The 24,219-nt window shown below is 66.9% G+C and carries 20 protein-coding genes; 15 read left to right on the top strand and 5 right to left on the bottom strand.

Annotation, left to right across the window (positions count from 1 at the left end; genetic code table 11):
- Positions 1-57 precede the first annotated feature (57 nt).
- Positions 58-1,257, top strand: a complete 1,200-nt coding sequence (locus OG874_RS04260; RefSeq protein ID WP_330253821.1) for a Cmx/CmrA family chloramphenicol efflux MFS transporter — start codon at positions 58-60, stop codon at positions 1,255-1,257.
- Positions 1,258-1,399: 142 nt separating this feature from the next.
- Here the strand turns inward: OG874_RS04260 and dnaE are convergent, their stop codons facing one another.
- A complete protein-coding gene (dnaE, locus tag OG874_RS04255; RefSeq protein WP_330253820.1) occupies positions 1,400-4,948 on the bottom strand; it encodes a DNA polymerase III subunit alpha in 3,549 nt (1,182 codons plus the stop codon).
- 467 nt (positions 4,949-5,415) lie between these two features.
- On the opposite strand from dnaE, the gene OG874_RS04250 reads away from it, so the two are divergent.
- From OG874_RS04250 to OG874_RS04205, 10 genes are all read left to right on the top strand, one after another.
- Positions 5,416-6,609 carry a sensor histidine kinase gene (locus OG874_RS04250; RefSeq protein ID WP_330253819.1) on the top strand — a complete coding sequence of 398 codons (1,194 nt, stop codon included), beginning with the start codon at positions 5,416-5,418 and terminating at the stop codon, positions 6,607-6,609.
- Positions 6,610-6,689: 80 nt separating this feature from the next.
- Positions 6,690-7,487 (top strand): LytR/AlgR family response regulator transcription factor, encoded by a 798-nt coding sequence (locus tag OG874_RS04245; protein ID WP_330253818.1) that lies wholly within the window; start codon positions 6,690-6,692, stop codon positions 7,485-7,487.
- Positions 7,488-7,560: 73 nt separating this feature from the next.
- The gene (locus tag OG874_RS04240) at positions 7,561-7,929 is read left to right on the top strand and encodes a hypothetical protein (RefSeq protein WP_330253817.1); all 369 of its coding nucleotides are present in this window, start codon (positions 7,561-7,563) and stop codon (positions 7,927-7,929) included.
- Positions 7,930-7,989: 60 nt separating this feature from the next.
- A complete protein-coding gene (locus OG874_RS04235; protein ID WP_330253816.1) occupies positions 7,990-9,747 on the top strand; it encodes a sodium/solute symporter in 1,758 nt (585 codons plus the stop codon).
- A 169-nt stretch (positions 9,748-9,916) separates the two neighbouring features.
- Positions 9,917-10,273, top strand: a complete 357-nt coding sequence (locus OG874_RS04230; RefSeq protein WP_330253815.1) for a DUF485 domain-containing protein — start codon at positions 9,917-9,919, stop codon at positions 10,271-10,273.
- A complete protein-coding gene (locus tag OG874_RS04225) occupies positions 10,270-11,907 on the top strand; it encodes a solute symporter family protein (protein WP_330253814.1) in 1,638 nt (545 codons plus the stop codon). Before OG874_RS04230 ends, OG874_RS04225 begins: the two co-directional genes overlap by 4 nt.
- A 46-nt stretch (positions 11,908-11,953) precedes the next feature.
- The gene (gene acs, locus OG874_RS04220) at positions 11,954-13,885 is read left to right on the top strand and encodes an acetate--CoA ligase (RefSeq protein ID WP_330253813.1); all 1,932 of its coding nucleotides are present in this window, start codon (positions 11,954-11,956) and stop codon (positions 13,883-13,885) included.
- A gap of 280 nt (positions 13,886-14,165) precedes the next feature.
- Entirely contained in the window at positions 14,166-14,819 is a 654-nt protein-coding gene (locus OG874_RS04215) for a hypothetical protein (protein WP_330253812.1), read from the top strand.
- Positions 14,809-15,405 (top strand): DUF6529 family protein, encoded by a 597-nt coding sequence (locus tag OG874_RS04210; protein ID WP_330257170.1) that lies wholly within the window; start codon positions 14,809-14,811, stop codon positions 15,403-15,405. Before OG874_RS04215 ends, OG874_RS04210 begins: the two co-directional genes overlap by 11 nt.
- Positions 15,406-15,426: 21 nt before the next feature.
- A complete protein-coding gene (locus OG874_RS04205; protein ID WP_330253811.1) occupies positions 15,427-15,888 on the top strand; it encodes a QcrA and Rieske domain-containing protein in 462 nt (153 codons plus the stop codon).
- 61 nt (positions 15,889-15,949) lie between these two features.
- Here the strand turns inward: OG874_RS04205 and OG874_RS04200 are convergent, their stop codons facing one another.
- Together OG874_RS04200 and OG874_RS04195 are read right to left on the bottom strand one after the other, a co-directional pair.
- Positions 15,950-16,417 carry a VOC family protein gene (locus tag OG874_RS04200; protein ID WP_330253810.1) on the bottom strand — a complete coding sequence of 156 codons (468 nt, stop codon included), beginning with the start codon at positions 16,415-16,417 and terminating at the stop codon, positions 15,950-15,952.
- A gap of 83 nt (positions 16,418-16,500) precedes the next feature.
- The gene (locus OG874_RS04195) at positions 16,501-17,463 is read right to left on the bottom strand and encodes a hypothetical protein (protein ID WP_330253809.1); all 963 of its coding nucleotides are present in this window, start codon (positions 17,461-17,463) and stop codon (positions 16,501-16,503) included.
- Between the two features lie 89 nt (positions 17,464-17,552).
- Between OG874_RS04195 and lspA the strand changes: the two genes are divergently transcribed.
- The 3 genes from lspA to OG874_RS04180 all read left to right on the top strand — a co-directional run bounded on the left by lspA (position 17,553) and on the right by OG874_RS04180 (position 19,898).
- Positions 17,553-18,245, top strand: a complete 693-nt coding sequence (lspA, locus tag OG874_RS04190) for a signal peptidase II (protein ID WP_442943282.1) — start codon at positions 17,553-17,555, stop codon at positions 18,243-18,245.
- Positions 18,242-19,168 (top strand): RluA family pseudouridine synthase, encoded by a 927-nt coding sequence (locus OG874_RS04185; protein WP_330253807.1) that lies wholly within the window; start codon positions 18,242-18,244, stop codon positions 19,166-19,168. Before lspA ends, OG874_RS04185 begins: the two co-directional genes overlap by 4 nt.
- 103 nt (positions 19,169-19,271) lie before the next feature.
- On the top strand, positions 19,272-19,898 hold the full coding sequence (locus tag OG874_RS04180) for a hypothetical protein (RefSeq protein ID WP_330253806.1): 627 nt from the start codon (positions 19,272-19,274) through the stop codon (positions 19,896-19,898).
- Between the two features lie 44 nt (positions 19,899-19,942).
- On the opposite strand, the gene OG874_RS04175 is transcribed toward OG874_RS04180, so the two are convergent.
- Positions 19,943-20,761 carry a PhzF family phenazine biosynthesis protein gene (locus OG874_RS04175; protein ID WP_330253805.1) on the bottom strand — a complete coding sequence of 273 codons (819 nt, stop codon included), beginning with the start codon at positions 20,759-20,761 and terminating at the stop codon, positions 19,943-19,945.
- A 79-nt stretch (positions 20,762-20,840) separates the two neighbouring features.
- Positions 20,841-23,264 carry an HAD-IC family P-type ATPase gene (locus OG874_RS04170; RefSeq protein ID WP_330253804.1) on the bottom strand — a complete coding sequence of 808 codons (2,424 nt, stop codon included), beginning with the start codon at positions 23,262-23,264 and terminating at the stop codon, positions 20,841-20,843.
- Here OG874_RS04170 and rarD point away from each other — a divergent pair.
- A complete protein-coding gene (gene rarD / locus OG874_RS04165) occupies positions 23,263-24,201 on the top strand; it encodes an EamA family transporter RarD (protein ID WP_330253803.1) in 939 nt (312 codons plus the stop codon). The two genes, OG874_RS04170 and rarD, sit on opposite strands and share 2 nt — an antisense overlap.
- Positions 24,202-24,219: the final 18 nt, after the last annotated feature.

Genomic DNA, 24,219 nt, shown 5'->3' with positions numbered 1-24,219 from the left:
CGCTTTCTTTTTGACCTCATTTTGAACTGATCAATCCAAAACTAGAGAGGGCCTCCGATGCCGTTCGCCGTCTACATCCTCGGGCTGTCCATCTTCGCCCAGGGCACCTCGGAGTTGATGCTCTCCGGCCTGCTCACCGAGATGGCCGCCGACCTCGGCGTCTCCATCCCCCGAGCGGGCCTGCTGATTTCGGCCTTCGCCCTGGGCATGCTGGTGGGCGCGCCGGCGCTGGCCGTGCTCACCCTGCGCTGGCCGCGGCGCACCGCACTGCTCGCCTTCCTCGGCGTGTTCATCGCCGCGCACGTGGTCGCCGCGCTGACACCGGGCTACTGGGTGCTGTTCGGCACCCGAGTGATCGGCGCGTTCGTCTACGCCGGATTCTGGGCGGTCGCCGCGACGACGGCGCTGGGTCTGGTGCCAGCGAACGCGCGCGGTAAGGCGATGAGCATTGTCGCGGGCGGGCTCACGGTGGCCAATATCGTCGGACTCCCGGCGGGCACGGTGATCGGCCAGCATCTGGGCTGGCGCGCCGCGTTCTGGGCGGTCGCCATCCTGTCCGCGCTGGCGATGGCCGGTGTCGCTGCGAAGATTCCGGGTGGTCGCCCCTCCGACGTGCCGGACCTGCGCCGCGAACTGCGCACCATGATCAATCCGCGACTGTGGTTGTCCTACAGCACCACCGCGCTCTCGACCGGCGCGCAACTGGTCATCTTCGCCTACCTCGGCGCACTCCTGGCCCGCACGACCGGAATCGCGGACAGCTGGATTCCGTTGGTGCTCACGGTGTACGGCATCGGCGCACTGATCGGCATCACCGTGGGCGGCCGAGCCTCCGACGCCCACCCCTTCCGAGTGCTGACGGTCGGGACGACCGGATTGATCATTATCGCGGCAGTACTGGCACTGACCGCGACCATGCCCGTGCCGGTGGTGATCCTGGTATTCCTGTTGGGCGCCTTCGGATTCGCCACCAACCCCGCCCTCAACACCCGCGTGTTCAGTCTCGCGGGCGCGGCACCGACGCTGGCCACCGCCACCAATTTCTCGGCGTTCAATGTCGGCATCACCGTCGGCCCCTGGTTGGGCGGTATCGCCATCGGCGCCGGCCTGGGGTACGCGTCGGTCGGCTGGATCGGCGCGGCGCTCGGCATCGCCATGCTGGCCACGATCGTATGGGCGCAGCGGCTGCAGCACCGGGCGGATCGACACGAGGTCGAGATGCCGACACAACACTCCCTTGCCGAACTGAGTCGATAGAGACTTTCCTGACCCGAACAGACCGGTTATCCGACCGGACACGCCATGGCGCGACTCACCGCCGGAAAACGAACCGCCACAATGCTTCTCGACAACGACGGCCCGGACCCGCATTGCGAGTCCGGGCCGTTGGCGTTACGAACTACCCCGCCAAACAGCCGGGGCCGAGAAGCGCCTTGAGGTCACCCATCAGCGCCGAGGAGGGCGAAACCCGCAGGCTGTCATCGAGTTTCAGCAAAGTGGTCTTCTCGCGGGCGCCGACCAGGCGCAGGTGGACGTCGGCGGTGCCGGGATGCCTGGACAGCACGCGCTTGAGTTCGCTCACCTTATCGGGGGTGCACAGGCGCGTCGGCAGGATCACCGCGAGCGGCTTGGCGACACCGATCGAGGAGAGATCGGGGACGGCGAGATCGTTGGCGATCAACGAGATCCGGTCGTCGCGCACCGAGACGCGCGCCTTCACCAGCACCACCGCATCCTCGACCACATCGGCGCCGTAGACCGAGTAGGCCTGCGGGAAGAACAGCACCTCGACACCACCGGTCAGATCCTCGAGCTGCGCCGAGGCCCAGGCCAGACCGTTCTTGTTGATCCGGCGGTTCACCGAGGCGAGGATGCCGCCGATGGTGACCTGCGCGCCGTCCTTGACATCGCCTTCGAGAATGGCCGGAATCGGCGTATCCACCTGTGCCGCGAGGACATGTTCGACGCCGTTGAGCGGATGCCCGGAGACGTAGAGGCCGAGCATCTCGCGTTCCAGCGCCAGCTTGTGCTTGGACTCCCACTCCTCGTCGGGCACCTTTACGTTGAATACCGAGGCCACCGATTCGTCGGCATCCAGCCCGCCGAACAGGTCGAACTGGCCGATCGCCTCGGCCTTCTTGGTGGACATCACCGCGTCGATGGCGTCGGAGTGCACCAGCAGCAGACCCTTGCGCGGATGCTCGAGCGAGTCGAACGCGCCTGCCTTGATGAGGGATTCGGTGACCTTCTTGGTGCAGGCGATCGCGTCGATCTTGTTCAGATAGTCGGAGAAGTCGGTGAACTTCGACTTCTCCTTGCGCGCCTGGATGATCGAGGTCACCACGTTCGTGCCGACATTGCGCACCGCGCCGAGGCCGAAGCGAATGTCCTTACCCACCGAGGCGAAGTTCTGCTCGGATTCGTTGACATCCGGCGGCAGCACGGTCACGCCGAGGCGGCGGCAATCCGACAGGTAGACCGCGGCCTTATCCTTGTCGTCGCCGACGGAGGTCAGCAGACCGGCCAGGTATTCGGCGGGGTAGTTCGCCTTGAGGTAGGCCGTCCAGTAGGAGATGAGACCGTAGGCGGCGGCGTGCGATTTGTTGAACGCGTACCCGGCGAACGGAAGGATGGTGTCCCACAGCGCCTTGATCGCGGCCTTGGAATACCCGTTCGCCTGCATACCCTCCTCGAAGCCCTCGAACTCCGCGGCCAGCACCTCGGCCTTCTTCTTACCCATCGCGCGGCGCAGAATATCGGCTCGACCGAGCGAGTACCCGGCCACCTTCTGCGCGACGTGCATGATCTGCTCTTGGTAGACGATCAGACCGTAGGTCTCGCCGAGGATCTCCTTGAGCGGCTCCTCGAGCTCCGGGTGGATCGGCTTGACCTCTTGCCGGGCGTTCTTGCGGTCGGCGTAGTCGTTGTGCGCGTTCATGCCCATCGGGCCGGGGCGGTACAGCGCGCCGACGGCGACGATATCCTCGAATGCGGTCGGCTGCATGCGGCGCAGCAGATCGCGCATGGGGCCACCATCGAGCTGGAATACGCCGAGAGTGTCACCGCGGGAGAGCAATTCGAATGTCGCTGCATCATCGAGCGGCAGCGTGTCCATATCCAGCTCGATGCCGCGGTTGGCCTGGATGTTGTCCAGCGCGTCACCGATGACGGTGAGGTTGCGCAGACCGAGGAAGTCCATCTTCAGCAGGCCGATGGCCTCACACGACGGGTAATCCCAGCCGGTGATGAGCGCGCCGTCCTGCGGCCGCTTCCAGACCGGAATCGCGTCGGTGAGCGGATCACAGGACATGATGACCGCGCAGGCGTGTACGCCCGCGTTGCGGATCAGGCCCTCGAGGCCGCGCGCGGTCTCGTAGATCTTCGCGACATCGGGATTGTTGCCGATGAGTTCGCGGACCTCGGCGGCTTCCTTGTAGCGCTCGTGCTCGGGATCGGTGATGCCGGAGACCGAGATGTCCTTGGCCATGATCGGCGGCGGCAGCGCCTTGGTGATCTGGTCGGCGATGGCGAAACCGGGCTGGCCGAACAGGACGCGCGCGGAGTCCTTGATCGCGGCCTTGGTCTTGATGGTGCCGAAGGTGATGACCTGGGCGACGCGGTCGGTGCCCCACTTCTCGCTGGCGTAGCGCACCATTTCACCGCGCCGACGATCGTCGAAGTCGATATCGATATCGGGCATCGACACGCGCTCCGGGTTCAGGAAGCGCTCGAAGAGCAGACCGTGCGGGATCGGGTCGATATTGGTGATGCCGAGTGCGTAGGCGACCAGCGAACCGGCCGCCGAACCACGACCGGGGCCGACCCGGATACCAACATCGCGCGCATGGTTGATGAGGTCGCCGACCACGAGGAAGTAGGCCGGGAAACCCATCTCCAAGATGACGCCGATCTCGTATTCGGCGCGCTGGACATAGTCGGGGGGCGCACCGTTGGGAAAACGCCGCTGGAGTCCGAGTTCGACCTCCCGGCGCAGCCAGCTGGCCTGGTCGTAGCCATCGGGCACCGGGAAGATCGGCATCCGGTCGCGGTGCTGCCACACCTCGTCATAGGACTGCACGCGCTCGGCGATCAGCAGGGTCGAATCGCAGGCGCCGGGCACCTCGGCGTCCCAGATCGCCCGCATCTCCTCGGCGGACTTCAGGTAGTAGCCGTCACCGTCGAATTTGAACCTGGTCGGGTCCGAGAGCGTCTTGCCGGTCTGAATGCACAGCAGCGCTTCGTGATTGGTCGAGGCGTCCTTGGTGACGTAGTGGCAGTCGTTGGTGGCCAGCGGCCGGATGCCGAGCTTGCGCCCGACCTCCAGCAGGCCTTCGCGGACCCGGCGCTCGATGGACAGCCCGTGGTCCATGATCTCCAGGAAGAAGTTGTCCGGGCCGAAGATCTCCTGCCACTTGGCGGCGGCCTCCAGTGCCTCGCGATCATGTCCGAGGCGCAGGCGAGTCTGTACCTCGCCCGACGGGCAGCCGGTGGTGGCGATGATGCCCGCGGCGTGTTCGGCGATGATCTCCTCGTCCATGCGCGCCCACTTGCCGAGCTGCCCCTCGAGGGAGGCCAGGCTGGACAGCTTGAACAGATTGTGCAGACCGGTCGCGTTCTCGGCGACCATCGTCATATGGGTGTAGGCACCCGAACCGGAGACGTCGTCGCCCTTCTGGCTGGGATCACCCCACTGCACGCGCTTGGTGTCGAATCGGGAGGCCGGTGCGATGTAGGCCTCGATGCCGATGATCGGCTTGATATCCGCCTTCTTGGCGGAGTTGTAGAACTCCGACGCCCCGTACATATTGCCGTGGTCGGTCATCCCGACCGCGCTCATGCCCAACCGGTTTGCCTCGGCGAAGAGCGGAGAGATTTTGGCCGCACCGTCGAGCATGGAGTACTCGGTGTGGTTGTGCAGGTGAACGAACGATCCGGACGAGGCGGCCAAGACGGTCCTTCCTCCCAAGGTCTCGACGGGGGTTGGCCTAGCGATTCTAGGCACGGTGGTCTGACAAATTTCGGGAGGCTCGCGCGCCGCGACGGGACGTCCCAGGAGGGCCCGGCGTGTCGGTGGTGAAGATCACCGGCGCGTCATCTGGGCCGCCGGAGTTGTCGTGCGAAACGGGCGGAGAGCTGTCCGATTTCCGCGAATGAAGCTCGGGGCGCGGAGAGATCGACACTACGCGATGGCGCGACTACGGTTTCTTCCGCCAGACGAATTTCAGCCCGGACCAATCGTTGTCGAGCGCGGCGACCTTCACATCGACCACACGTCATGCCACACGACGCGCGGCTACAGGCTGCGGCAGCCACTGGCGCGGCCTGGGCGGCTGATTCTGCGGCGTTCCGGCGGGATGTGGGGTGGCATGGCGATAATCGGGCGATGATGCGGCGGAACTGCTCGGTGGGTGTGCGGTGACGACCGCCGTTGTCGCCGTTGTCGCCGCGGCGGTGCTGATCGTGGGTGCGCTCCTGGTGTGGTCGCGGACGCGGCGGGTGGTGACCACGCCGGCCGAGCGGGCGGTGTATTCCGCGCTGCACACCGCGTCGCTGGCGGCGCGGCCGCTGCGGCAAGGGCTCAACGATCGCTCCGCACAGGAGTCCGCGCCGCATCTGCGGGTGCTCACCGGAGGGGAGGCATTGGGGGTGGCGGATTCGGAGGGCACGCTGCTGGCTTGGGACGGGCCGCATTCGGATCTGGCGGAGCCGTTCGCGGACGCCGCACGGCGCGCCGTGGCGACCGAACGCCCGGTGCTCGTATCGGGGCCCGGTCGGGGCGAGCACGCGGGTCGCACGCTGATCGCGCAGCCGCTGCTCATCGAAAATGCCGGGGTGGCAGGGGCTTTGGGGGTGGTGACGACCGGAAAACCGGAGCCGGGGCGGCTCGGCGCGGTCGCGGAGGTGGCCAGATATGCCTGCGGGCAGCTGGAATTGGCGGAGTTGGACGCCTCGCGGGCCCGGCTCGATCGGGCCGAGGTGCGCGCGTTGCGGGCCCAGATCAGCCCACATTTCATCTACAACGCGCTGAATACGGTCGCGTCGTTCGTGCGCACCGACCCGAATCGGGCCCGCGAGCTGATCCTGGAGTTCGCCGACTTCACCCGCTACTCCTTTCGGGCGGCCGGCGAATTCACGGTGCTCGCGGACGAATTGCGCAATATCGAGCGATATCTCGCATTGGAGCGCGCCCGATTCGGTGACGCACTGGAGGTTCGGCTGCAGATCGCGCCCGAGGTGCTGGGGGTCGTGGTGCCGTTCCTGGCGCTGCAACCGTTGGTGGAGAACGCGGTTCGCCACGGTCTGGCCGGGGGCGGCGGGACGGTGAGCATCGTCGCGGCCGACGCGGGCACCGATTGTGTGATCAGCGTCGAGGACGACGGCATCGGGATGGATCCCGACCTGTTGCGCTCCGGGGCGCTCGATGCCATCGAACCCGGAACCGGGTCGGCGGGGTCCGGCGAATCCGCGCATATCGGCCTGGCCAATGTCGATGATCGGCTGCGCGCCGCCTTCGGCAACGACTACGGGCTGATCGTGGAAACCGCCCCGGGCGCGGGCACCAAGGTCAGCCTGCGCGTCCCCAAGTTCCGCGCGGGCATCCAGGCGTGAGGGCCCGGCGTTGACCGTTTTCGCCCCGACCTGGACATCTGATCCGATGCCGTCAGCCCGGCGCTTACGATGGAGCGACTGTGACCCGGACCACCGACCAGTCCGCCGCCGCACTGCGCGTGCTCGCCGTGGACGACGAGAAGCCCGCTCTGGATGAGCTGGTCTATTTGCTGCGCGCGCAACCGGGAGTCGGGCAGATCCACAGCGCGAGTGATGCGACCAGTGCGCTGCGGCTGATGCGCGCCCATCCGATCGATGCGGTGTTCCTCGATATCAATATGCCCGGGTTGGACGGGATGGAGTTGGCGGGAATCCTGTCCGAGTTCGCCAATCCACCCGCGGTGGTGTTCGTAACGGCGCACGACGATCGGGCCATCGCGGCGTTCGATCTGGGGGCGGTGGATTACCTGCTGAAGCCGCTGCGGGAGGCGCGGCTCGCCGAGGCGGTACGGCGGATCGCCGGGGCGCACAGTGCCCCGGCACCAGCCGTCACGCAACCGCAGGCCGATCCCAGTGAGGTCATCCCGGTGGAGTTGGGCGGGGTCACGACGTTGGTGCACCGGTCGAGTGTGAGCTGGGTGGAGGCGGATGGCGATTACGCCAGGCTGCATACCAACTCGGGCTCGCATCTGGTGCGGATTCCGCTGTCCGCGTTGGAATCCCGGTGGGAGAACGCGGGATTTCTCCGGGTGCACCGGTCGTATCTGGTGGCGCTGCGGCTGGTGACCGGGCTGCGCGCGGTCGGCACCGGGACAGTGGTTCGGCTGCGCGCCGACGGCACGGCGGCGGCGGTGGAGTTGCCGGTCAGCCGCAGACAGGTGCGTGAGTTGAAACAGCGGCTGGTGCACGGGCCGCGACAGCAGTGGACGGGCCAGTGACCGAGCGTAGCGAGGGCACCGTCGACACAGCACCATCGGTCGCAGCGGAGCCGAGCGGCAGCGAGGCGGAGCTGTGACTGGTCCGCAGCAGCGTCCGGCCCGGCAGCGCGTGGTGCTGGCCGAGCGGCGCGGTGCCCGACGGGTGCGGACCCGGGTCGAGGTGGTCGAGCAGACCGAGATCGGCGAAGCGCTGATCGGCGGGCTGATTCGGGCCCAGCTCGGGCTCGCGCTGCGGGTCGGCTTGGTGATGGTCCTCGTATTGTGTTCGCTGCCTGTGCTTTTCCGGCTCGGCTCGGTGGGATCGTTCGTGCTGTTCGGTATCCGCCTGCCGTGGCTGGTACTCGGTATCGCGGTGTATCCGGCGCTGTACGCGGTCGGGCGGCTCTATATTCGACTGGCCGAACGCAACGAGCAGGACTTCCTCGACCTGGCCGAGGATTGAGATGCGCCGCGATCCGTACGAGCATCGGGTGCAGCATGCCGATGGGGACCGAGGGATGCTGTGAATACCGGAACCGCACCGGTGCTGACAGTGCTCGCGCTACTGTTCGCGGCAATCGCCACCGTGGCGATCGGCGTTTACGGTGTTCGATTGGCGCGCACCACCTCTGACTTCCTGGTCGCCTCGCGCAGCGTCGGACCGCGGTGGAACGCGGCCGCGATCTCCGGTGAATATCTCTCGGCCGCTTCCTTTCTCGGCGTCGCCGGACTGATCGCCAAGTACGGGGCGGACGCGCTCTGGTATCCGGTCGGATTCACGGCCGGATATCTGGGGCTGCTGTTGTTCGTCGCCGCACCGCTGCGCCGCTCGGGCGCGTACACCGTCCCCGACTTCGCCGAATTCCGGCTCGGCTCACTGCGACTGCGCAGGTTGGCGGCGGTCGTGGTGGTGCTGGTGTGCGCGGTGTATCTGATCCCGCAGTTCCAGGGGGCCGGGCTGACGCTGCACATCCTGCTCGATGTGCCGGACTGGGTGGGCGCGGTCGCGGTCGGCGCGATCATCATCGCGAATGTGGCCGGCGGCGGGATGCGTTCGATCACCCTGGTGCAGGCATTCCAGTACTGGCTCAAGTTGACCGCGGTGGCGATTCCGGCTCTGGTGCTGCTCGGGCACTTCCTCGCCGACAACCGCGAACTCGGCGCGCCCGCTCCCCCGGTGGTCGCCGAGCGCACGACGGTCGATGTCAGCACCGACGTGGTGGTGCGGGTCGGTGCGCCACAACAGGTTTCGATCAACGGAACGCTGGACGACGCCACCGTGGACGGACCCGTACTGCTGACGCCGGGGACACACGACCTGGCGGCGGGGACCCAACTGGTGCTAGCTGCGGGCTCGACGGTGCCGGTGGTCGCGGGAGCGCCGACCGACGGCTCGGCGTGGCTGACACCGGGCGGCGGATTCGGCGGCACGCATCCGACCTACCAGGTGTATTCCCTGATCATCGCCACCTTCCTCGGCACGATGGGGTTGCCGCACGTGCTGGTGCGGTTCTACACGAATCCGGATGGCCGGGCCGCGCGCACCACCGCGCTGGCGGTGATCGGTCTGGTCGGGCTGTTCTATCTCTTCCCCATTCTGCTCGGGGTTTTCGCGCGGCTGTACGTACCGCAGCTGCTGATCACCGGGACCTCCGATGCGGCGGTGGTCCTATTGCCGGGTTCGGTGCTGGCGGGACTGCCCGGACAGCTGCTTGCCGCTTTGGTCGCCGCTGGCGCGATCGCGGCATTCCTGTCCACCTCGTCCGGCCTGCTGGTGAGCATCGCGGGCGTGCTCAGTACGGATATGCTGCGCGGCCGGATTCGCGACTTTCGCATCGCCGCGGTGTTCGCCGGTGCTGTCCCCCTTGGTCTTTCGCTCGCCGTGCAATCACTGGATCTGTCCCGCACGGTGGGGCTGGCATTCTCGGTCGCCGCGTCGACACTGTGTCCGCTACTGGCGCTGGGTATCTGGTGGCGCGGATTGACGGCGAAGGGGGCGGCGACCGGACTCATCGCGGGCGGCCTCGCGTCGGGCGCGGCCACCGTGGTGTCGGTGACCGGCGGCATCTCCGATGAGGTCGGCGGCGGTTGGCCCGCCGCGATCCTCGGCTATCCGGCGGCCATCAGCGTCCCGCTGGCATTCGTTTCGATGATCGTGGTCAGCAAGCTGACGCGGGGTCAGAGCGCCCGCACAGTCGGGCGCATCTTCGTCCGGCTGCACGCCCCGGAACGGCTCGGCATGGGCGCTGATCGCGAGAGCGGCCTCGGCCTGCACCGCTGACATTCCCATCCTCGGCGGGTCCGACCACTCGCCGTTCATCGCGGCCAGACGACCGCTCACCGCACAATCGGACGCCTTCGCGGAGTGACCTGCGCCACATCATGAATCACGCACGGTCGCCCGGTTACCGTCTGCCCTAGTAAGCCACGTCACACGCTAGGACCCCCTGATGACCAGTATCGACATCGATGACGTCGCCCCGCGACGTACGCCGAGCGCCGAGGAATTCGCCGCAATGCAATCGAGTCCCGAATTCCAGGAATTGCGAAGCCGCTTGCGCCGCTTCGTCTTTCCGATGACCGCGCTGTTCCTGGTCTGGTACCTGAGCTACGTGCTGCTCGGCGCCTACGCGCACGACTTCATGGCGACCGAGGTGATCGGCACCATCAACCTCGGATTGCTGCTCGGTCTTGCGCAATTCGTCTCCACGTTCGGTATCACCGCGCTCTACGTCCGGTTCGCGAACAAGGAACTGGATCCGCGCGCCGCGTCGATCCGTAACCAGCTCGAGGGAGGCCAGGCGTGAATCAGCAGTACCTTGCCGACGCCGGGGCAGTCGGCAATCCCGCCGCGAATATCGCCATCTTCGGTGTCTTCGTGGCGATCACAATGGTCGTGGTGATCCGCGCCAGCCGCAATAATCGCACCGCCGCCGACTATTTCACCGGCGGACGCGGTTTCTCCGGACCGCAGAACGGCATCGCCATCGCGGGCGACTACCTCTCCGCCGCAAGCTTTCTCGGCATCGCCGGCGCCATCGCGGTGTACGGCTACGACGGGTTCCTGTACTCCATCGGATTCCTGGTCGCCTGGCTGGTCGCCCTGCTGCTGGTCGCCGAAATGCTCAGGAACACCGGCAAATTCACCATGGCGGACGTGCTGAGCTTCCGGTTGCAGGAAGGCCCGGTCCGCACCGCCGCGGCGCTGACCACCCTCGCGGTCTCGCTGTTCTATCTGCTGGCGCAGATGGCGGGCGCGGGCGGCCTGGTCGCGCTGCTGCTCGATATATCCGATAAGACCGGACAGAGCATCGTCATCGCGGTCGTCGGTGTACTGATGATCGTGTACGTGCTGGTCGGCGGCATGAAGGGCACCACATGGGTGCAGATCATCAAGGCCGTCCTGCTGATCACCGGCGCGGCGCTGATGACCGTCATGGTCTTCGCCAAGTTCGGCTTCAACTTCTCCGATATCCTCAGCTCCGCTCAGGACGCGGTCTCCGGCTCGAAGACCAAGGGCGTGGCCGCCCGTGACGTGCTCGCACCCGGTGCGCAGTACGGCGGCAACGCGACCTCCAAACTGAACTTCGTCTCGCTCGGCCTGGCGCTGGTGCTCGGCACCGCGGGTCTGCCGCATGTGCTGATGCGCTTCTACACCGTTCCGACCGCGAAAGAGGCTCGGCGCTCGGTGGTTTGGGCGATCGGCCTGATCGGCGCGTTCTATCTGTTCACCCTGGTGCTCGGCTACGGCGCCGCCGCCATCGTCGGGCCCGACCGCATCCTCGCCTCGGCAGGCGGGCAGAATTCGGCGGCCCCGCTGCTGGCCTTCGAACTCGGCGGGGTGATCCTGCTCGGCATCATCTCCGCGGTCGCGTTCGCCACCATCCTGGCGGTCGTGGCGGGCCTGACCATCACCGCCTCGGCATCGTTCGCGCACGATATCTACGCCAGCGTGCTCAAGAAGGGCAAGGTCGACGAGAACAAGCAGGTCAGAGTCTCTCGGATCACCGCGGTGGTGATCGGCGCGCTGGCCATCGGCCTGGGCATCCTGGCCAATGGACAGAACATCGCGTTCCTGGTGGCGCTGGCCTTCGCCGTCGCCGCGGCGGCGAATCTGCCGACCATTCTGTACTCGCTGTTCTGGAAGCGGTTCAACACCACCGGCGCGCTGTTCAGCATGTACGGCGGACTGATCTCGACGATCGTGCTGATCGTGTTCTCCCCCGCGGTATCCGGGACGAAGACCTCGATGATTCCCGGCTCGGATTTCGACTGGTTCCCGCTGTCGAATCCCGGCATCGTCTCCATCCCACTGGCTTTCGTGCTCGGCGTGGTCGGCACATTCGTCGGCGGCGGCAAGCCCGAGAATCCGGCCAAGCAGGCCGAGATGGAGGTGCGTTCGCTCACCGGCGTCGGCGCGGAGAAGGCGGTCGTGCACTGACCGCCTGAGCCTGCCGCCCTTGTTATTTCGATAGGAGAGATCGACGTTGACCAGTGCAACCACCGACCGTGACACCAACTACCCGCCGGCGGCGGAGTTCGTAGCGACCGCCAATGCCGGTGTGGGACTGTACGATCGCGCCGCGGCCGACCGGCTCGAGTTCTGGGCCGAACAGGCGCGGCGGTTGCACTGGCACCAGCCATGGACCCAGGTCCTGGACTGGAACGACGCGCCCGTCGCGAAATGGTTCGTCGACGGCAAACTCAATGTCGCCTACAACTGCGTGGACCGCCATGTGCTCGACGGGCACGGCGACCAAGTGGCCATCCACTGGGAAGGTGAGCCGGGCGATTCCCGTGACCTCACCTACAGTGAGCTGCTCGCCGAAGTCTCCAGGGCGGCAAACTATCTCACCGAGCTCCGGCTGCGGACCGGCGATCGGGTCGCCATCTATATGCCGATGGTCCCCGAGGCGATCGTCGCCATGCTGGCCTGCGCCCGCCTGGGTCTGACGCATTCGGTGGTGTTCGCCGGTTTCTCCCCGACAGCCCTGCGTCAGCGGGTCGACGATGCCGGGGCGCGGCTGGTGATCACCACCGACGGTCAGTGGCGGCGCGGTACCGCCGCGCCGCTCAAGGCCGCCGTCGACGAGGCGCTGGCCGACGGTACGCACACCGTGGAGCACGTACTCGTGGTGCGACGCACCAATATCGAGGTGCCCTGGACCGAGGGCCGCGACCTGTGGTGGCACGACACCGTCACCGACGCCTCGCCCGATCACCAGGCGCAGGCTTTCGATGCCGAACATCCGCTGTTCATCCTCTACACCTCCGGCACCACCGGAAAACCCAAGGGCATCCTGCACACCACCGGCGGCTACCTGACCCAGGCCGCCTACACCCACCACAACGTCTTCGATCACAAAGCGGGACAAGATGTCTACTGGTGCACCGCCGATATCGGCTGGGTCACCGGGCACACCTACATCGTCTACGGGCCGCTCGCCAACCGCGCCACCCAGGTCGTCTACGAGGGCACACCCAACTCCCCCGATGAGCACCGGCATTTCGACATCATCGAAAAGTACGGCGTCACCATCTATTACACCGCTCCCACCCTGGTGCGGACCTTCATGAAGTGGGGCCGCCAGATTCCGGACGCGCACAATCTGTCCTCGCTGCGGCTACTCGGCTCAGTGGGTGAGCCGATCAATCCGGAAGCATGGCGCTGGTACCGAGAGGTACTGGGCGGCAACCGGACTCCCATCGTGGACACCTGGTGGCAGACCGAAACCGGCGCGATCATGATCTCCCCGCTGCCCGGCGTCACCGCCGCCAAACCGGGCGCGGCCATGACCGCACTGCCCGGCATCTCCGCGAAGATCGTCGACGACGACGGCACCGAACTCGACCCCGGCCACTCCGGGTTGCTGGTACTGGATCAGCCGTGGCCCTCGATGCTGCGCGGCATCTGGGGCGATATGGACCGCTTCCGCGAGACCTACTGGGACCGATTCGCCGACCACGGCTGGTATTTCGCCGGTGACGGGGCCAAGTTCGACGACGACGGCGACCTGTGGGTGCTCGGCCGGGTCGACGATGTCATGAACGTCTCCGGTCACCGAATCTCCACCGCCGAAGTCGAATCCGCGATCGTCGGCCATGCGGCGGTCGCCGAGGCCGCCGTGGTCGGCGCGAATGACGCGACCACCGGCCAGGCCATCGTCGCGTTCGTCATCCTCACCGCCGGTGCGAGTAATACCGGCGCGGACCTCGTCGGCGCGCTGAAAGCCGAAGTGGCACGGGAGATCAGCCCGATCGCCCGGCCGAGGGAGATCCATATCGTCCCGGAACTCCCGAAAACCCGCAGCGGCAAGATCATGCGCCGCCTGCTCCGCGATATCGCAGAGGGTCGCGAACTCGGCGATACGTCGACCCTCGTCGATCCGAAGGTCTTCGAGGCCATCGCCCGCGGATAGGCGACGCTCTCGGGCGGACCCGGCCACCACAATGATGAGGGGGACCGGGTCCGCCCCACACCTCGGGTGCCATTGCCCGAAGGCCACTTTCCCGCGAGCTGGATGCCCGTTCGCACTGACCGACCGGTAAGAAACGACACGTCTCGTGACACGCCGCTGGACCGGCGCCCGCGACTGTCCGATTGAACCGCTCGGTGGGGCTGTCACGTAGACAATGCGAACAGCGGTACCGGCGGCCGGCACGGCCGGCATGTCGGTGGCCGCACCTCGAGGAGATCCTATGAAGCGACTGGGACCGTGGCTCACCCTGGCGGCAGTTGCCGTGCTCGGGCTAGTCCTGTTGGTCATCAATATGTCCAAGGACACCGAACCGTCGACGGCGAATACGAACGCGGTGGTCACGACCACGACGGGGCCGACGACACAGGCGCCACCGACCACACCCCCATCTGTTCCGTTCCCGGGCAAAGCCGACTACGTGGGCACCATCCCACTGGCCGCCGGCCGCGCCATCACCCTCGAGATCACCGTCGCGGGCGATAAGGCCACCGCCTATGCCTGTGACGGCAAAGCGATCGAATCCTGGCTGCAGGGCAGCGCGACGAACGGATCGTTGCAGCTGACCGGCAAGAACGACGCCGAACTGACCGGCGCCTTCAACGGCAAGACCGTGCAGGGCATCCTGCGGATCGGCGGCAAGCAGTGGGACTACACCGCTGCTCCGGTCCAGCCGCCCGCCGGACTCTATGTCTACAGCGACGCAGGCACCCGCCAGAGCTGGATCGTCGACGCGAACGGCGGCGTCACTGGCGTCCAGCGCAATCCAGACGGCTCCACCGCCTCGGCGGTCACCCTCGCGCCCGACGCGACGGCGCTCGTCAACGGCAAGAAGGTAACGGCGAACAAGGTTAGTGGTGGTGACAGTGTCGGCTGATCGAGAAGCACCCACGGTCCGGGTGAATCCGAGCCCGGCTTCGGCGGTGGCCATCATCGTGCCGGTGCTCGTCGGCGCGGCGGCCGCGGTACTGCTAGGCGTGTATGCGAAGCAGCACGATCCCAGGTTCTTCTCCATCAACGTGGCCGGATTCTCCAGCCCGGTCGCGGTGAAGACCTGGCTGGCCACCCTGGCCACCGCACTGGCGCTGTTCCAGTTCATCTCGGCGCTGGCCATGTACGGCAAGCTCAACCCGGTCCTGCGGCGGCTGAGCGGTACCAATACCTCCTGGGTCGCCCCGGTCCATGTGTGGTCGGGCCGGCTGGCCGTGCTCGTGAGCGTTCCGGTCGCCGTGCACTGCCTGTACGCCTTGGGTTTTCAGGACTACGAGAACCGCGTACTGATCCATTCCCTGCTCGGCTGCTTCTTCTACGGAGCCTTCGTCGCCAAGATGCTGCTGCTGACCCGAAAGGGGCTGCCCGGCTGGGTCATTCCGGTCGCGGGCGGGCTGGTGCTGGCCGGACTGACCGGCATCTGGCTCACCTCGGCCCTGTGGTTCTTCCAGCACAACGGCGTCACCTTCTGAACCTTCTGATCGGAGTCCGCAATGACCAACAATGAACTCGCCATCAACCGTCGCACCGTCGTGATCGCGGGCGCGAGCGCGGCGGCCGCCGCGGCCGCACTGACCGCGTGCACCACCTACGGCAAGAGCGATACAGCCCAAGCCGACCCGCCCAAGCCTGCCGCGGGTTCGAGCGGTCCGAATGTCGCCGCCGGCCAACCGAATCCGAACGCCATCGCCTCGACCGGCGAGGTTCCGGTCGGCGGCGGCGTCATCAAGGGCAATGTGGTGGTGACCCAGCCCAGCGCCGGTTCTTTCGTCGGTCTCTCCTCGACCTGCACGCACGCGGGCTGCAAAGTCGCCACCATCGCCGGCGGCACCATCAACTGTGCCTGCCACGGCAGCAAATTCGGCCTCGACGGCTCGGTGGTCAACGGCCCGGCCACGCAACCGCTCGCCGCGAAAGCCATTCGCGTCGACGGTGACTCGATCGTGGCGGGGTGACACACCGCACACCGCTCGCCGCGCGGCACACCAACCGCGCGGCCTACCGCACGAGCAAAGCTCAGGGGCTGCCGAACAATTCGGCCATCCGCCGGTCCATCTCATCCGGCGGCACATCCTCGACGTGGGTGGCCACCGTCCACCGATGGCCCCATGGGTCCTCGAACGCACCACTGCGATCACCGTAGAACTGGGTGGTCATGGGGGTGAGTTCCTTGGCACCCGCGGCGAGGGCCGCGGTGAACGCGGCGTCGGAGTCCTCGACATAGACGTAGAGGTTGACGGGCGTGCCGCCGACCGTCTTCGGGTCCAGGAAGTCCATATCGGGGGCCGGGTCGCCCACCATCACCAGCGAGTTGCCGAACGTGAGCTCGCAGTGCGCGATCTTGCCGTCCGGGCCGGGCATGCGCATCCGCTCCGACGCGCCGAAGATACGCTTGTAGAAGTCGATGGCGGCAGCGGCGCCGTCGATCGCCAACCCCGGTGAGACAACCGGGTAACCCTCGGGGATCGGTTTGACATCGGACATGGGAACCTCCGATCGGGGCGTTTGTCGGACAGCTGCGAGCCTATTCCTCGGGTCCGGCAAAAAGGCCTGATCGGCGCGATTATCTAGGGATTCTCATCGTTCCAGGTGACCTGCGTATTGATCGTCTGCTGCAGCATGCTCGCGCTGCGCGGATCACGGTAGGCCTGATGCCCGCCGACGGTGATGGATCCGGCCACCGGCAGCGGCAGCCCGAGGTCGACGGTGATCGTGCCGGCACCCTGCATGACGTAATCCTTGATGTCGAGGGTGCCCGCGTTATTGGGCAGCGTCCACACCGGCGACTTCGGCTTCTGGGTCACCGCGAGCTCGATGGTCAGCCGATCGCCGTCACGCTTGGTCAGCGTGGCGGTGGTCACCTGATCGAGTGCGACGCCGCCGTCGACTTCCTGTTGGACCGTCCAGACCGCGCCCTCGCCGACGGGCTGGTCCGGAAAAGCGACCGAACGGTAGACCGCTTGATAGAAGGCCTGTTCCAGCGCCGCGCGGGCGGAGTTGGAGGTATCCGGTGACGGGGCCAGGCGCAGTGCGGTGATCGCACCGAGCTCGCTCATATCGAATCCGGCGTGCGAACCGCCCGCGGCCGTGAGCGCCTTGGCCAGCGATGGATCCGGGGTGGAGATGGCGCCGAGGGTGAGCTCGACGCCTTCCTTATCCGCCATGGCCGTCATCGGGATGGTCAGCGCGGGCGTGGAGAAGTCGCTCGGCGGTTGAGCATCGATCTGCTGCTGTATGTGGTGATCGGTGCGCAGCGTCACCTGCTGCACCGTGCCCACCGAGTAGGTCGAACGCAGCAGCGTGCGCGGCTCGTCGCCCGGCGAGACGACCGTGGCGACCGCGGCCGAGATCGGCACGGTCACCTCCTTGCCGAGGCCGAGCGGCTCGGTGCTGTCGGTTTCGACGCGCGAGTCGGCGCCCTCACCGCAGCCGACGCCGAATGCGGACAGACCGACCGCGAGCACCAGCAGCAGCACACCCGGGCGCGCGATCCGGAGCATGTGGGGGGAAGACAACACCGTCACGAGCATCAGAGTACGACCGCTTCCTGAGTGTCAGCTAGGACATGCAGGTGACCGCGTGCGCGGGGCATATCGTTACTCGAGAGATGATGGTCGACGTGAGTGACGACCGGCCGCCCGAGGACAACTCCGCTGATAAGGCGGTGCCGCCCGGCGACGACGCAGAAACACCGACCCCAACCACCGATTCGGGCCGCACCGCCGACCAGCCCGCAGCACCGCTGCGGCTACGCACGTTGCTGATCATCGCCGCGGTGCTGCTCGGCCTGGACCTGCTCACCAAGACCATCGTCGTGGCGCGGCTCACCCCGGGCGATCCGGTGCCGATCATCGGCGATTTCGCCCGGTTGTCGCTGGTGCGCAACCCGGGCGCGGCGTTCTCGATGGCGACCGGCATGACCTGGCTGCTGACGCTGGTGGCCGCGGCCGTGGTGATCGGGGTGATCCGGATCGGGCGCACCCTGCGCTCGCTGTGGTGGGCGATCGGGCTCGGCATGGTGCTCGGCGGCGCGCTCGGCAATCTGGTGGACCGGTTGTTCCGTGCGCCGGGGCCGCTGCAGGGGCATGTGGTGGACTTCGTCGCGATCGGCTGGTGGCCGGTATTCAACGTGGCCGACTCCTCGATCGTGTGCGGCGCGATTCTGCTCGTCGTGCTGACCGTATTCGGTTTCGAGCCCGACGGCACGCGCACCGGGCGCGGCGATTCCGCGGGCTCCGGCGCGGAGCCCGACGACGAACCATCGGACAACGGGGCCAACGGTGCGGCCAGCAGTAAGGGGAATGCGGCATGAGGGAAACGCGGACCATGCCGGTCCCCGACGGGCTCGACGGGATGCGCGTCGATGCGGGGCTGTCGCGGCTGCTCGGTCTGTCCCGCACCGCCGTGGCCACGCTGGCCGAGGAGGGTTCGGTACAGCTCGACGGCATCGCCGCGGGCAAATCGGATCGGCTGGTGGCCGGTGCCTGGCTGGAGGTCGAATTCCCGGAGCCCAAGCGGGAACTCACCATCGAGGCCGCGCCGGTGGAGGGCATGAAGATCCTCTACGCCGATGACGACATCGTCGCGGTGGACAAACCGGTCGGCGTCGCGGCGCATACCGGCGTCGGCTGGACCGGCCCGACCGTGATCGGCGGACTCGCCGCGGCGGGCTATCGCATCTCGACCTCGGGCGCGCACGAACGGCAGGGCATCGTGCACCGGCTCGATGTCGGCACCTCCGGTGTGATGGTGGTCGCGCAGTCCGAGCATGCGTACACAGTTCTCAAGCGGGCCTTCAAGCAGCGCACCATCGATAAGCGGTATCACGCACTGGTGCAGGGACATCCGGACCCGAGCAGCGGCACCATCGATGCGCCGATCGGCCGGGCTCGCGGTGATGCCTGGAAGTTCGCGGTGACGGCCGACGGGCGACCGAGCATCACGCATTACGACACGGTCGAGGCGTTCCAGGCGGCGAGCCTGCTCGATATCCATTTGGAGACCGGCCGCACGCACCAGATCCGGGTGCATTTCTCCGCGATCCGGCACCCATGCTGCGGTGACCTCACCTATGGCGCGGATCCGCGGCTGGCCGAGCGCCTGGGGTTGGAACGACAATGGCTGCACGCGCGTTCGCTGGGGTTCAATCATCCGGCCGACGGCCGGTATCTGGAGATCACCAGCGAGTATCCGGACGATCTGAAGAACGCGCTCGACGTGCTGCGTAATGCTTGAGACCGAGCCGAGAGCCGGCGAGCCCGGCCCGCGGCGACCGAGCCCTGCGGAGCCACACTCCAGCGAAAGACATCCGATCTTCTTGCGCCGCATCGTGATTGCCGTGGCGGTCGTCGGGTTCGCTGTGCTCATCCTCGTGATCGGCACGGTCAATCCACCACTCCGGTCCGGGATCTCCACCGACCGGCTCGGACCTGAGCGGGGCGAGCCGGTCGCGGATTATCTTGCACAGGCGCATGATTCGCTGTCCGGCTCGGATACCGACGAGCACTGGGCCCTGGTCTCCTTCACCGAACCCCTTACCTCCGACCAGATTCCGGCCCACAGCGGTGGCCTGCGCATCGCCGATGCCATCCACCACGTGTCGATCCCCCGCGTCCACACCCCGATCGTCACCATCCAACTACCCGCGGGCGATGCGGTGGCCATCGCCTCGGCCGACAGCGCCGCCTGGCAACTGCTGGCCCAACACCCCGCCGACGAGCGCACCGACCGCGTCACCGCGGTCTCGGTCGCCCGCCTGCGCGCCGGTTGCGCCTGCACCGTCGGCCTCGTGGTCCGCGGACAACTGCCCCAACTGCGAAACCTGGCCACCCAGAACGGAATCCGCGCCGTCCAAGCCCTCCCCGCCGACGCGGTCGCGACCAGCTTCGCCATCGTCCCCTTACTCCCGGAGTACCAGGACCTCGCGCTCCCCGGCCCGGACGACGGTCCGGTCCCGGACCGGTAACTCCGGCGACCGTCACAGAGTCCTCGTGTGAACCGCGGGGCTGGTTAATCCGGCAGCGTCACAACACCATCCAGGTACCGGCGGCAACGGCCGATGAGCAGCACGCGATCGCCTGCGAGTTCGCAACGCAGGCTACCGCCGCGTCGAGACAGCTGACGGGCGCTGAGTTCGGCGCGGCCGAGTTCACGGCTCCACAGCGGAACCAGTTGGGCGTGCGCCGATCCCGTGACCGGATCCTCGACGACACCGAGATCGGGGCCGAAGACGCGGCAGACGAAGTCGACGGTATCGCCGGGTGCGGTGATCACGGCGTCGAACGCGAGCGGTGGGAAAGCCGCGAAATTCGGCCGTGCCTCGCGCACCTCCCGCTCGGAGCCCAAGACGATTACCTCATCGAATCCGGTGTATGTGCGCACCGGGCGCACGCCTAGCGCGTCCACCAGCGCCGGATCGGGAGTGATCTCCTTGGATTCGAGCGCGGGCAGATCGAGGACGTATTCGTCGTCATCGGTCCGGTCGACGTGCAACCAGCCGCTACGAGTGAAGAAACTCACCCGGTCCGCACCGGGGTGGATGTCCTCGAGGATCTGCACGGCCGCGGCCATGGTGGCATGGCCGCACATGTCCACCTCCATCGTCGGGGTGAACCAGCGCAACTGGAAGGCGGGCCACTCCCCCGGTGGCCCACCCGCTTCGTCGGGTAATTGCGAGGTGTAGAAGGCGGTCTCGGCGAGGTTGTTCTCCTCGGCCAGATGTTGCAACAGCTCGTCGGGCAGCCACGTGGGCAGCGGCATGACCGCGGCCGGGTTGCCCGAGAACGGTGCGTCGGCGAACGCGTCGATCTGGTGCAGCAGTACCTCCATAGTCGAGAAGGTACTCCAACCCTGAATGATCGCCTCGCACAAGGTATCTCGTGGCGCGGCGGGTCAGGTGTCCAGTTTTTCAGGCGGCCCCGCCGGGCGCGGTCGGCAGCAACGTGCGCTGCTCGCCCTGGACCGCGGCGGCGATCCACCAGGCGGCCTCGACGAGCACGATGCCGACGGCGCCGCAGATGAACGCCGCGGTGGTGAGCCCGATATTCGAGGGGTCGAGTTTGAAGAAGTGCCGAGTGAACGGAATCGTGAACAACAACACATAGGCGGCGATCGAGGCGCCGATGAGCACCACCTTCCACCACACATACGGCCTGGCGACGATGGCGAGCACCCAGACCGCGATCATGATGAGCGTGATCAGCGCGGTGGTACCGGCCTGCTCCTTCTGCTGTGCGGTGGCATCCGGTCCGGCGTAGGCGATCAGGTAGGCGACGAAGGTCGCGATGCCGATCACCACGCCCGACGGAATGGCCAAACGCATGACGCGCGGGACGAATCCGGACCGGGCGCGTTCGTTGTTCGGGGCCAGCGACAGGATGAACGCCGGGATGCCGATGGTGAACCAGGCCGCGATCGTGACATGCCTCGGCAGGAACGGATAGCCGATCGGATCGTAATCGAAGATCTGCGATCCGACGCCGGCGAGGCCGACCAGGAACGCGAGCAGCACCGAGTAAACGGTCTTGGTGAGGAACAGATTCGAGACCCGCTCGATATTGCCGATCACCCGGCGGCCCTCACCGACCACATACGGCAGTGTGGCGAACTTGTTGTCCAGCAACACGATCTGCGCGACCGCGCGGGTGGCCGGGCTACCCGAGCCCATCGCCACACCGATATCGGAATCCTTCAGCGCCAGTACGTCGTTCACGCCGTCACCGGTCATGGCGACGGTGTGGCCGCGAGATTGCAAGGCGGCCACCATGGCTCGCTTCTGATCCGGACGCACCCGGCCGAAGGTGGTCTCGCGCTCCAGCACATCAGCAAGAGCGTCGCGGTCCTCGGGCAATTCGCGCGCGTCGAGGGCATGGTCGCCGCCGCGCAGATCGAGCGAGGAGGCCACCGCGCCGACCGAGACGGCATTGTCGCCGGAGATCACCTTGATCGAAACATGCTGGCTGGCAAAGTAATCGAGGGTCTCGCGGGCGTCGGGGCGCACCTTCTGCTCGAGTACGACCAGGGCGGCGGGCCGGACTTCGCCCGGTGCGTCGGCGGCGTCGACGGGACGGTCACTGCGCGCGAGCAGCAGGATGCGCAGCCCCGATGAGCCGAGTTCCTCTGCGACGCGGGCATCTTCGGAGGCCGGGTCGAGCAGCACGTCGGGCGCGCCGAGCAACCAGTCACCGTGCTCGCCGTAGGAGAAGCCGCTCCACTTCTTCGCCGAGGAGAACGGCGCGACCGCGGTGTAGGTCCAATCGGGCTTATCGGTGAGCTCCTCGGCGATCGCCTGCACGCTCGCGTTCGGCCGCGGATCGTCGGCGGCCATGGCGGCCAACGCCTGTCGCAGCTGCGCGTCGTCGAAGTCGCCGAGCACCTTGATATCGGACAGGCGCATACCGTTCTCGGTGAGCGTGCCGGTCTTGTCCGCGCACACCACATCGACGCGGGCCAGCCCCTCGATGGCGGGCAGCTCCTGCACCAGACATTTGCGCTGCCCCAAGCGCACCACGCCGACCGCGAACGCGACCGAGGTCATCAGCACCAGCCCTTCGGGCACCATCGGCACGAGCGCCGCGACCATGCCGGAGACCGCGGGCCGCCAGGACTCCTTGCTGGAGAACAACTGGTTGTAGATGCTCAGCAGACCGGCCGGGATCAGCAGATAGGTGATGACCTTGAGGATGGTGTCGATACCGCTGCGCAGCTCGGACTTGACCAGAGTGAACTTGCTCGCCTCCTCGGCCAGCTTGGCCGCGTAGGCGTCCTTGCCGACCTTGGTCGCGCGATAGGCGCCGGAGCCGGAGACGACGTAGCTGCCCGACATCACGGGCGCGCCGATCGGCTTGTCCACCGGATCGGCCTCACCGGTGAGCAGCGATTCGTCGATCTCGAGCAGCGCGGATTCCTCGACGGTGCCGTCGACGACGATCTGGTCGCCCGGACCGAGCTCGATCAGATCATCGAGCACGACCTCCCTCGGCATGACCTCCTGTGCCCGACCGTCCCGGCGCACAGTCGGCTTGGCCTGGCTGACGATGGCCAACTGGTCCAGCGTGCGCTTGGCGCGCACCTCCTGGATAATGCCGACCGCGCTATTGGCGACGATCAGCAGACCGAACATGCCATCGATGATCGAGCCGGTCGTCAGCACCAGGATGAACAGCACGCCGAGGATGGCATTGATCCTGGTGAAGACATTGGCGCGGACGATCTCGCGCACGGATCGGCTCGCCCGGTCCGGCACGTCGTTGGTGAGCCCGTCGCGGCGACGTTGCTCGACCTCCGCCGCGGTCAGCCCGGTGACGGCCGTCTTGGACACGGTTATCGACATGACCGCAAGGCTACCGAGAACTACCGTCGGCAAGGTGCAGCGAAGCAGGACGGTCCCCGGTGTTGTGTTCGGTACAGGCGCATTTCTGATCTGGGGGCTGTTCCCGGCGTATTTCGGGTTGCTGGCGTTCGCCAATCCGGCCGAGGTGGTCGCGCAGCGGATTCTGTGGACGCTGGTGCTGGTGCTCGTCGTACTCGCGGTGACCGGGCAGTTGGGCGGCCTGCGTGGAATCGGCGGCCGGACCTGGCGGATGGCCGCGGTGGCGATCGCGGCGCTATCGATCAACTGGGGCGTGTACGTGTACGGCGTGACGTCCGGACATGTCGTGGAGTGCGCGCTCGGATACTTCATCAACCCGCTGGTGACGGTCGCCTTCGGCGTGCTGATCTTCCGAGAGCGGCTGGCACGGGCGCAGTGGGCGGCGCTCGGGCTCGGTGCGGTCGCGGTCGCGGTGCTGACCGTGGACTACGGCAGACCACCGCTGATCGCGTTGACGCTGGCGTGTTCGTTCGCTACTTACGGGCTGGTCAAGAAGGTGATCCAACTGGACGCGCTACCCGGCATCGCCGCCGAGGGCTTGGTCGCCGCACCGTTCGCGCTGACCTTCGTGATCGTGTTCGCGGCCACCGGCCACAGTGAATTCGCCAGTGGTATCGAGCATTTCGGATTGATGATCTCGACCGGCCCGGTCACCCTCCTGCCGCTGCTGCTGTTCGCCGTTGCCGCACAACGAGTCCCGCTCTCGACCATGGGCCTCCTGCAATACCTCACCCCGGCCCTCCAAATGGCCTGGGGCGTAGCCGTGGCACACGAACCCATGCCCGCCTCCCGCTGGGCCGGCTTCGCCCTCATCTGGGCCGCCCTGGCCATCTTCACCGCCGACGCACTCATACGCGCACGCCGCCTGCGCCGCACGCCAACGCACACACCTTCTTGACGCTGATGCGCACGGCCC

Origin of the sequence: Nocardia sp. NBC_00565 (assembly GCF_036345915.1) — a bacterium.
Lineage (GTDB): Bacteria > Actinomycetota > Actinomycetes > Mycobacteriales > Mycobacteriaceae > Nocardia.
The sequence above is the reverse complement of the archived record's forward strand: the minus strand, read 5'-3'. Positions and strand labels throughout refer to the sequence as shown.

Coding starts and splice junctions, on each gene's coding strand:
- OG874_RS04205 (WP_330253811.1), top strand. CDS start 15,427: ATGACCAACAATGAACTCGCCATCAACCGTCGCACCGTCGTGATCGCG.
- OG874_RS04175 (WP_330253805.1), bottom strand. CDS start 20,761: ATGGAGGTACTGCTGCACCAGATCGACGCGTTCGCCGACGCACCGTTC.
- OG874_RS04200 (WP_330253810.1), bottom strand. CDS start 16,417: ATGTCCGATGTCAAACCGATCCCCGAGGGTTACCCGGTTGTCTCACCG.
- OG874_RS04195 (WP_330253809.1), bottom strand. CDS start 17,463: ATGCTCGTGACGGTGTTGTCTTCCCCCCACATGCTCCGGATCGCGCGC.
- rarD (WP_330253803.1), top strand. CDS start 23,263: ATGACCGCAAGGCTACCGAGAACTACCGTCGGCAAGGTGCAGCGAAGC.
- OG874_RS04170 (WP_330253804.1), bottom strand. CDS start 23,264: ATGTCGATAACCGTGTCCAAGACGGCCGTCACCGGGCTGACCGCGGCG.
- OG874_RS04185 (WP_330253807.1), top strand. CDS start 18,242: ATGAGGGAAACGCGGACCATGCCGGTCCCCGACGGGCTCGACGGGATG.
- OG874_RS04230 (WP_330253815.1), top strand. CDS start 9,917: ATGACCAGTATCGACATCGATGACGTCGCCCCGCGACGTACGCCGAGC.
- OG874_RS04215 (WP_330253812.1), top strand. CDS start 14,166: ATGAAGCGACTGGGACCGTGGCTCACCCTGGCGGCAGTTGCCGTGCTC.
- OG874_RS04260 (WP_330253821.1), top strand. CDS start 58: ATGCCGTTCGCCGTCTACATCCTCGGGCTGTCCATCTTCGCCCAGGGC.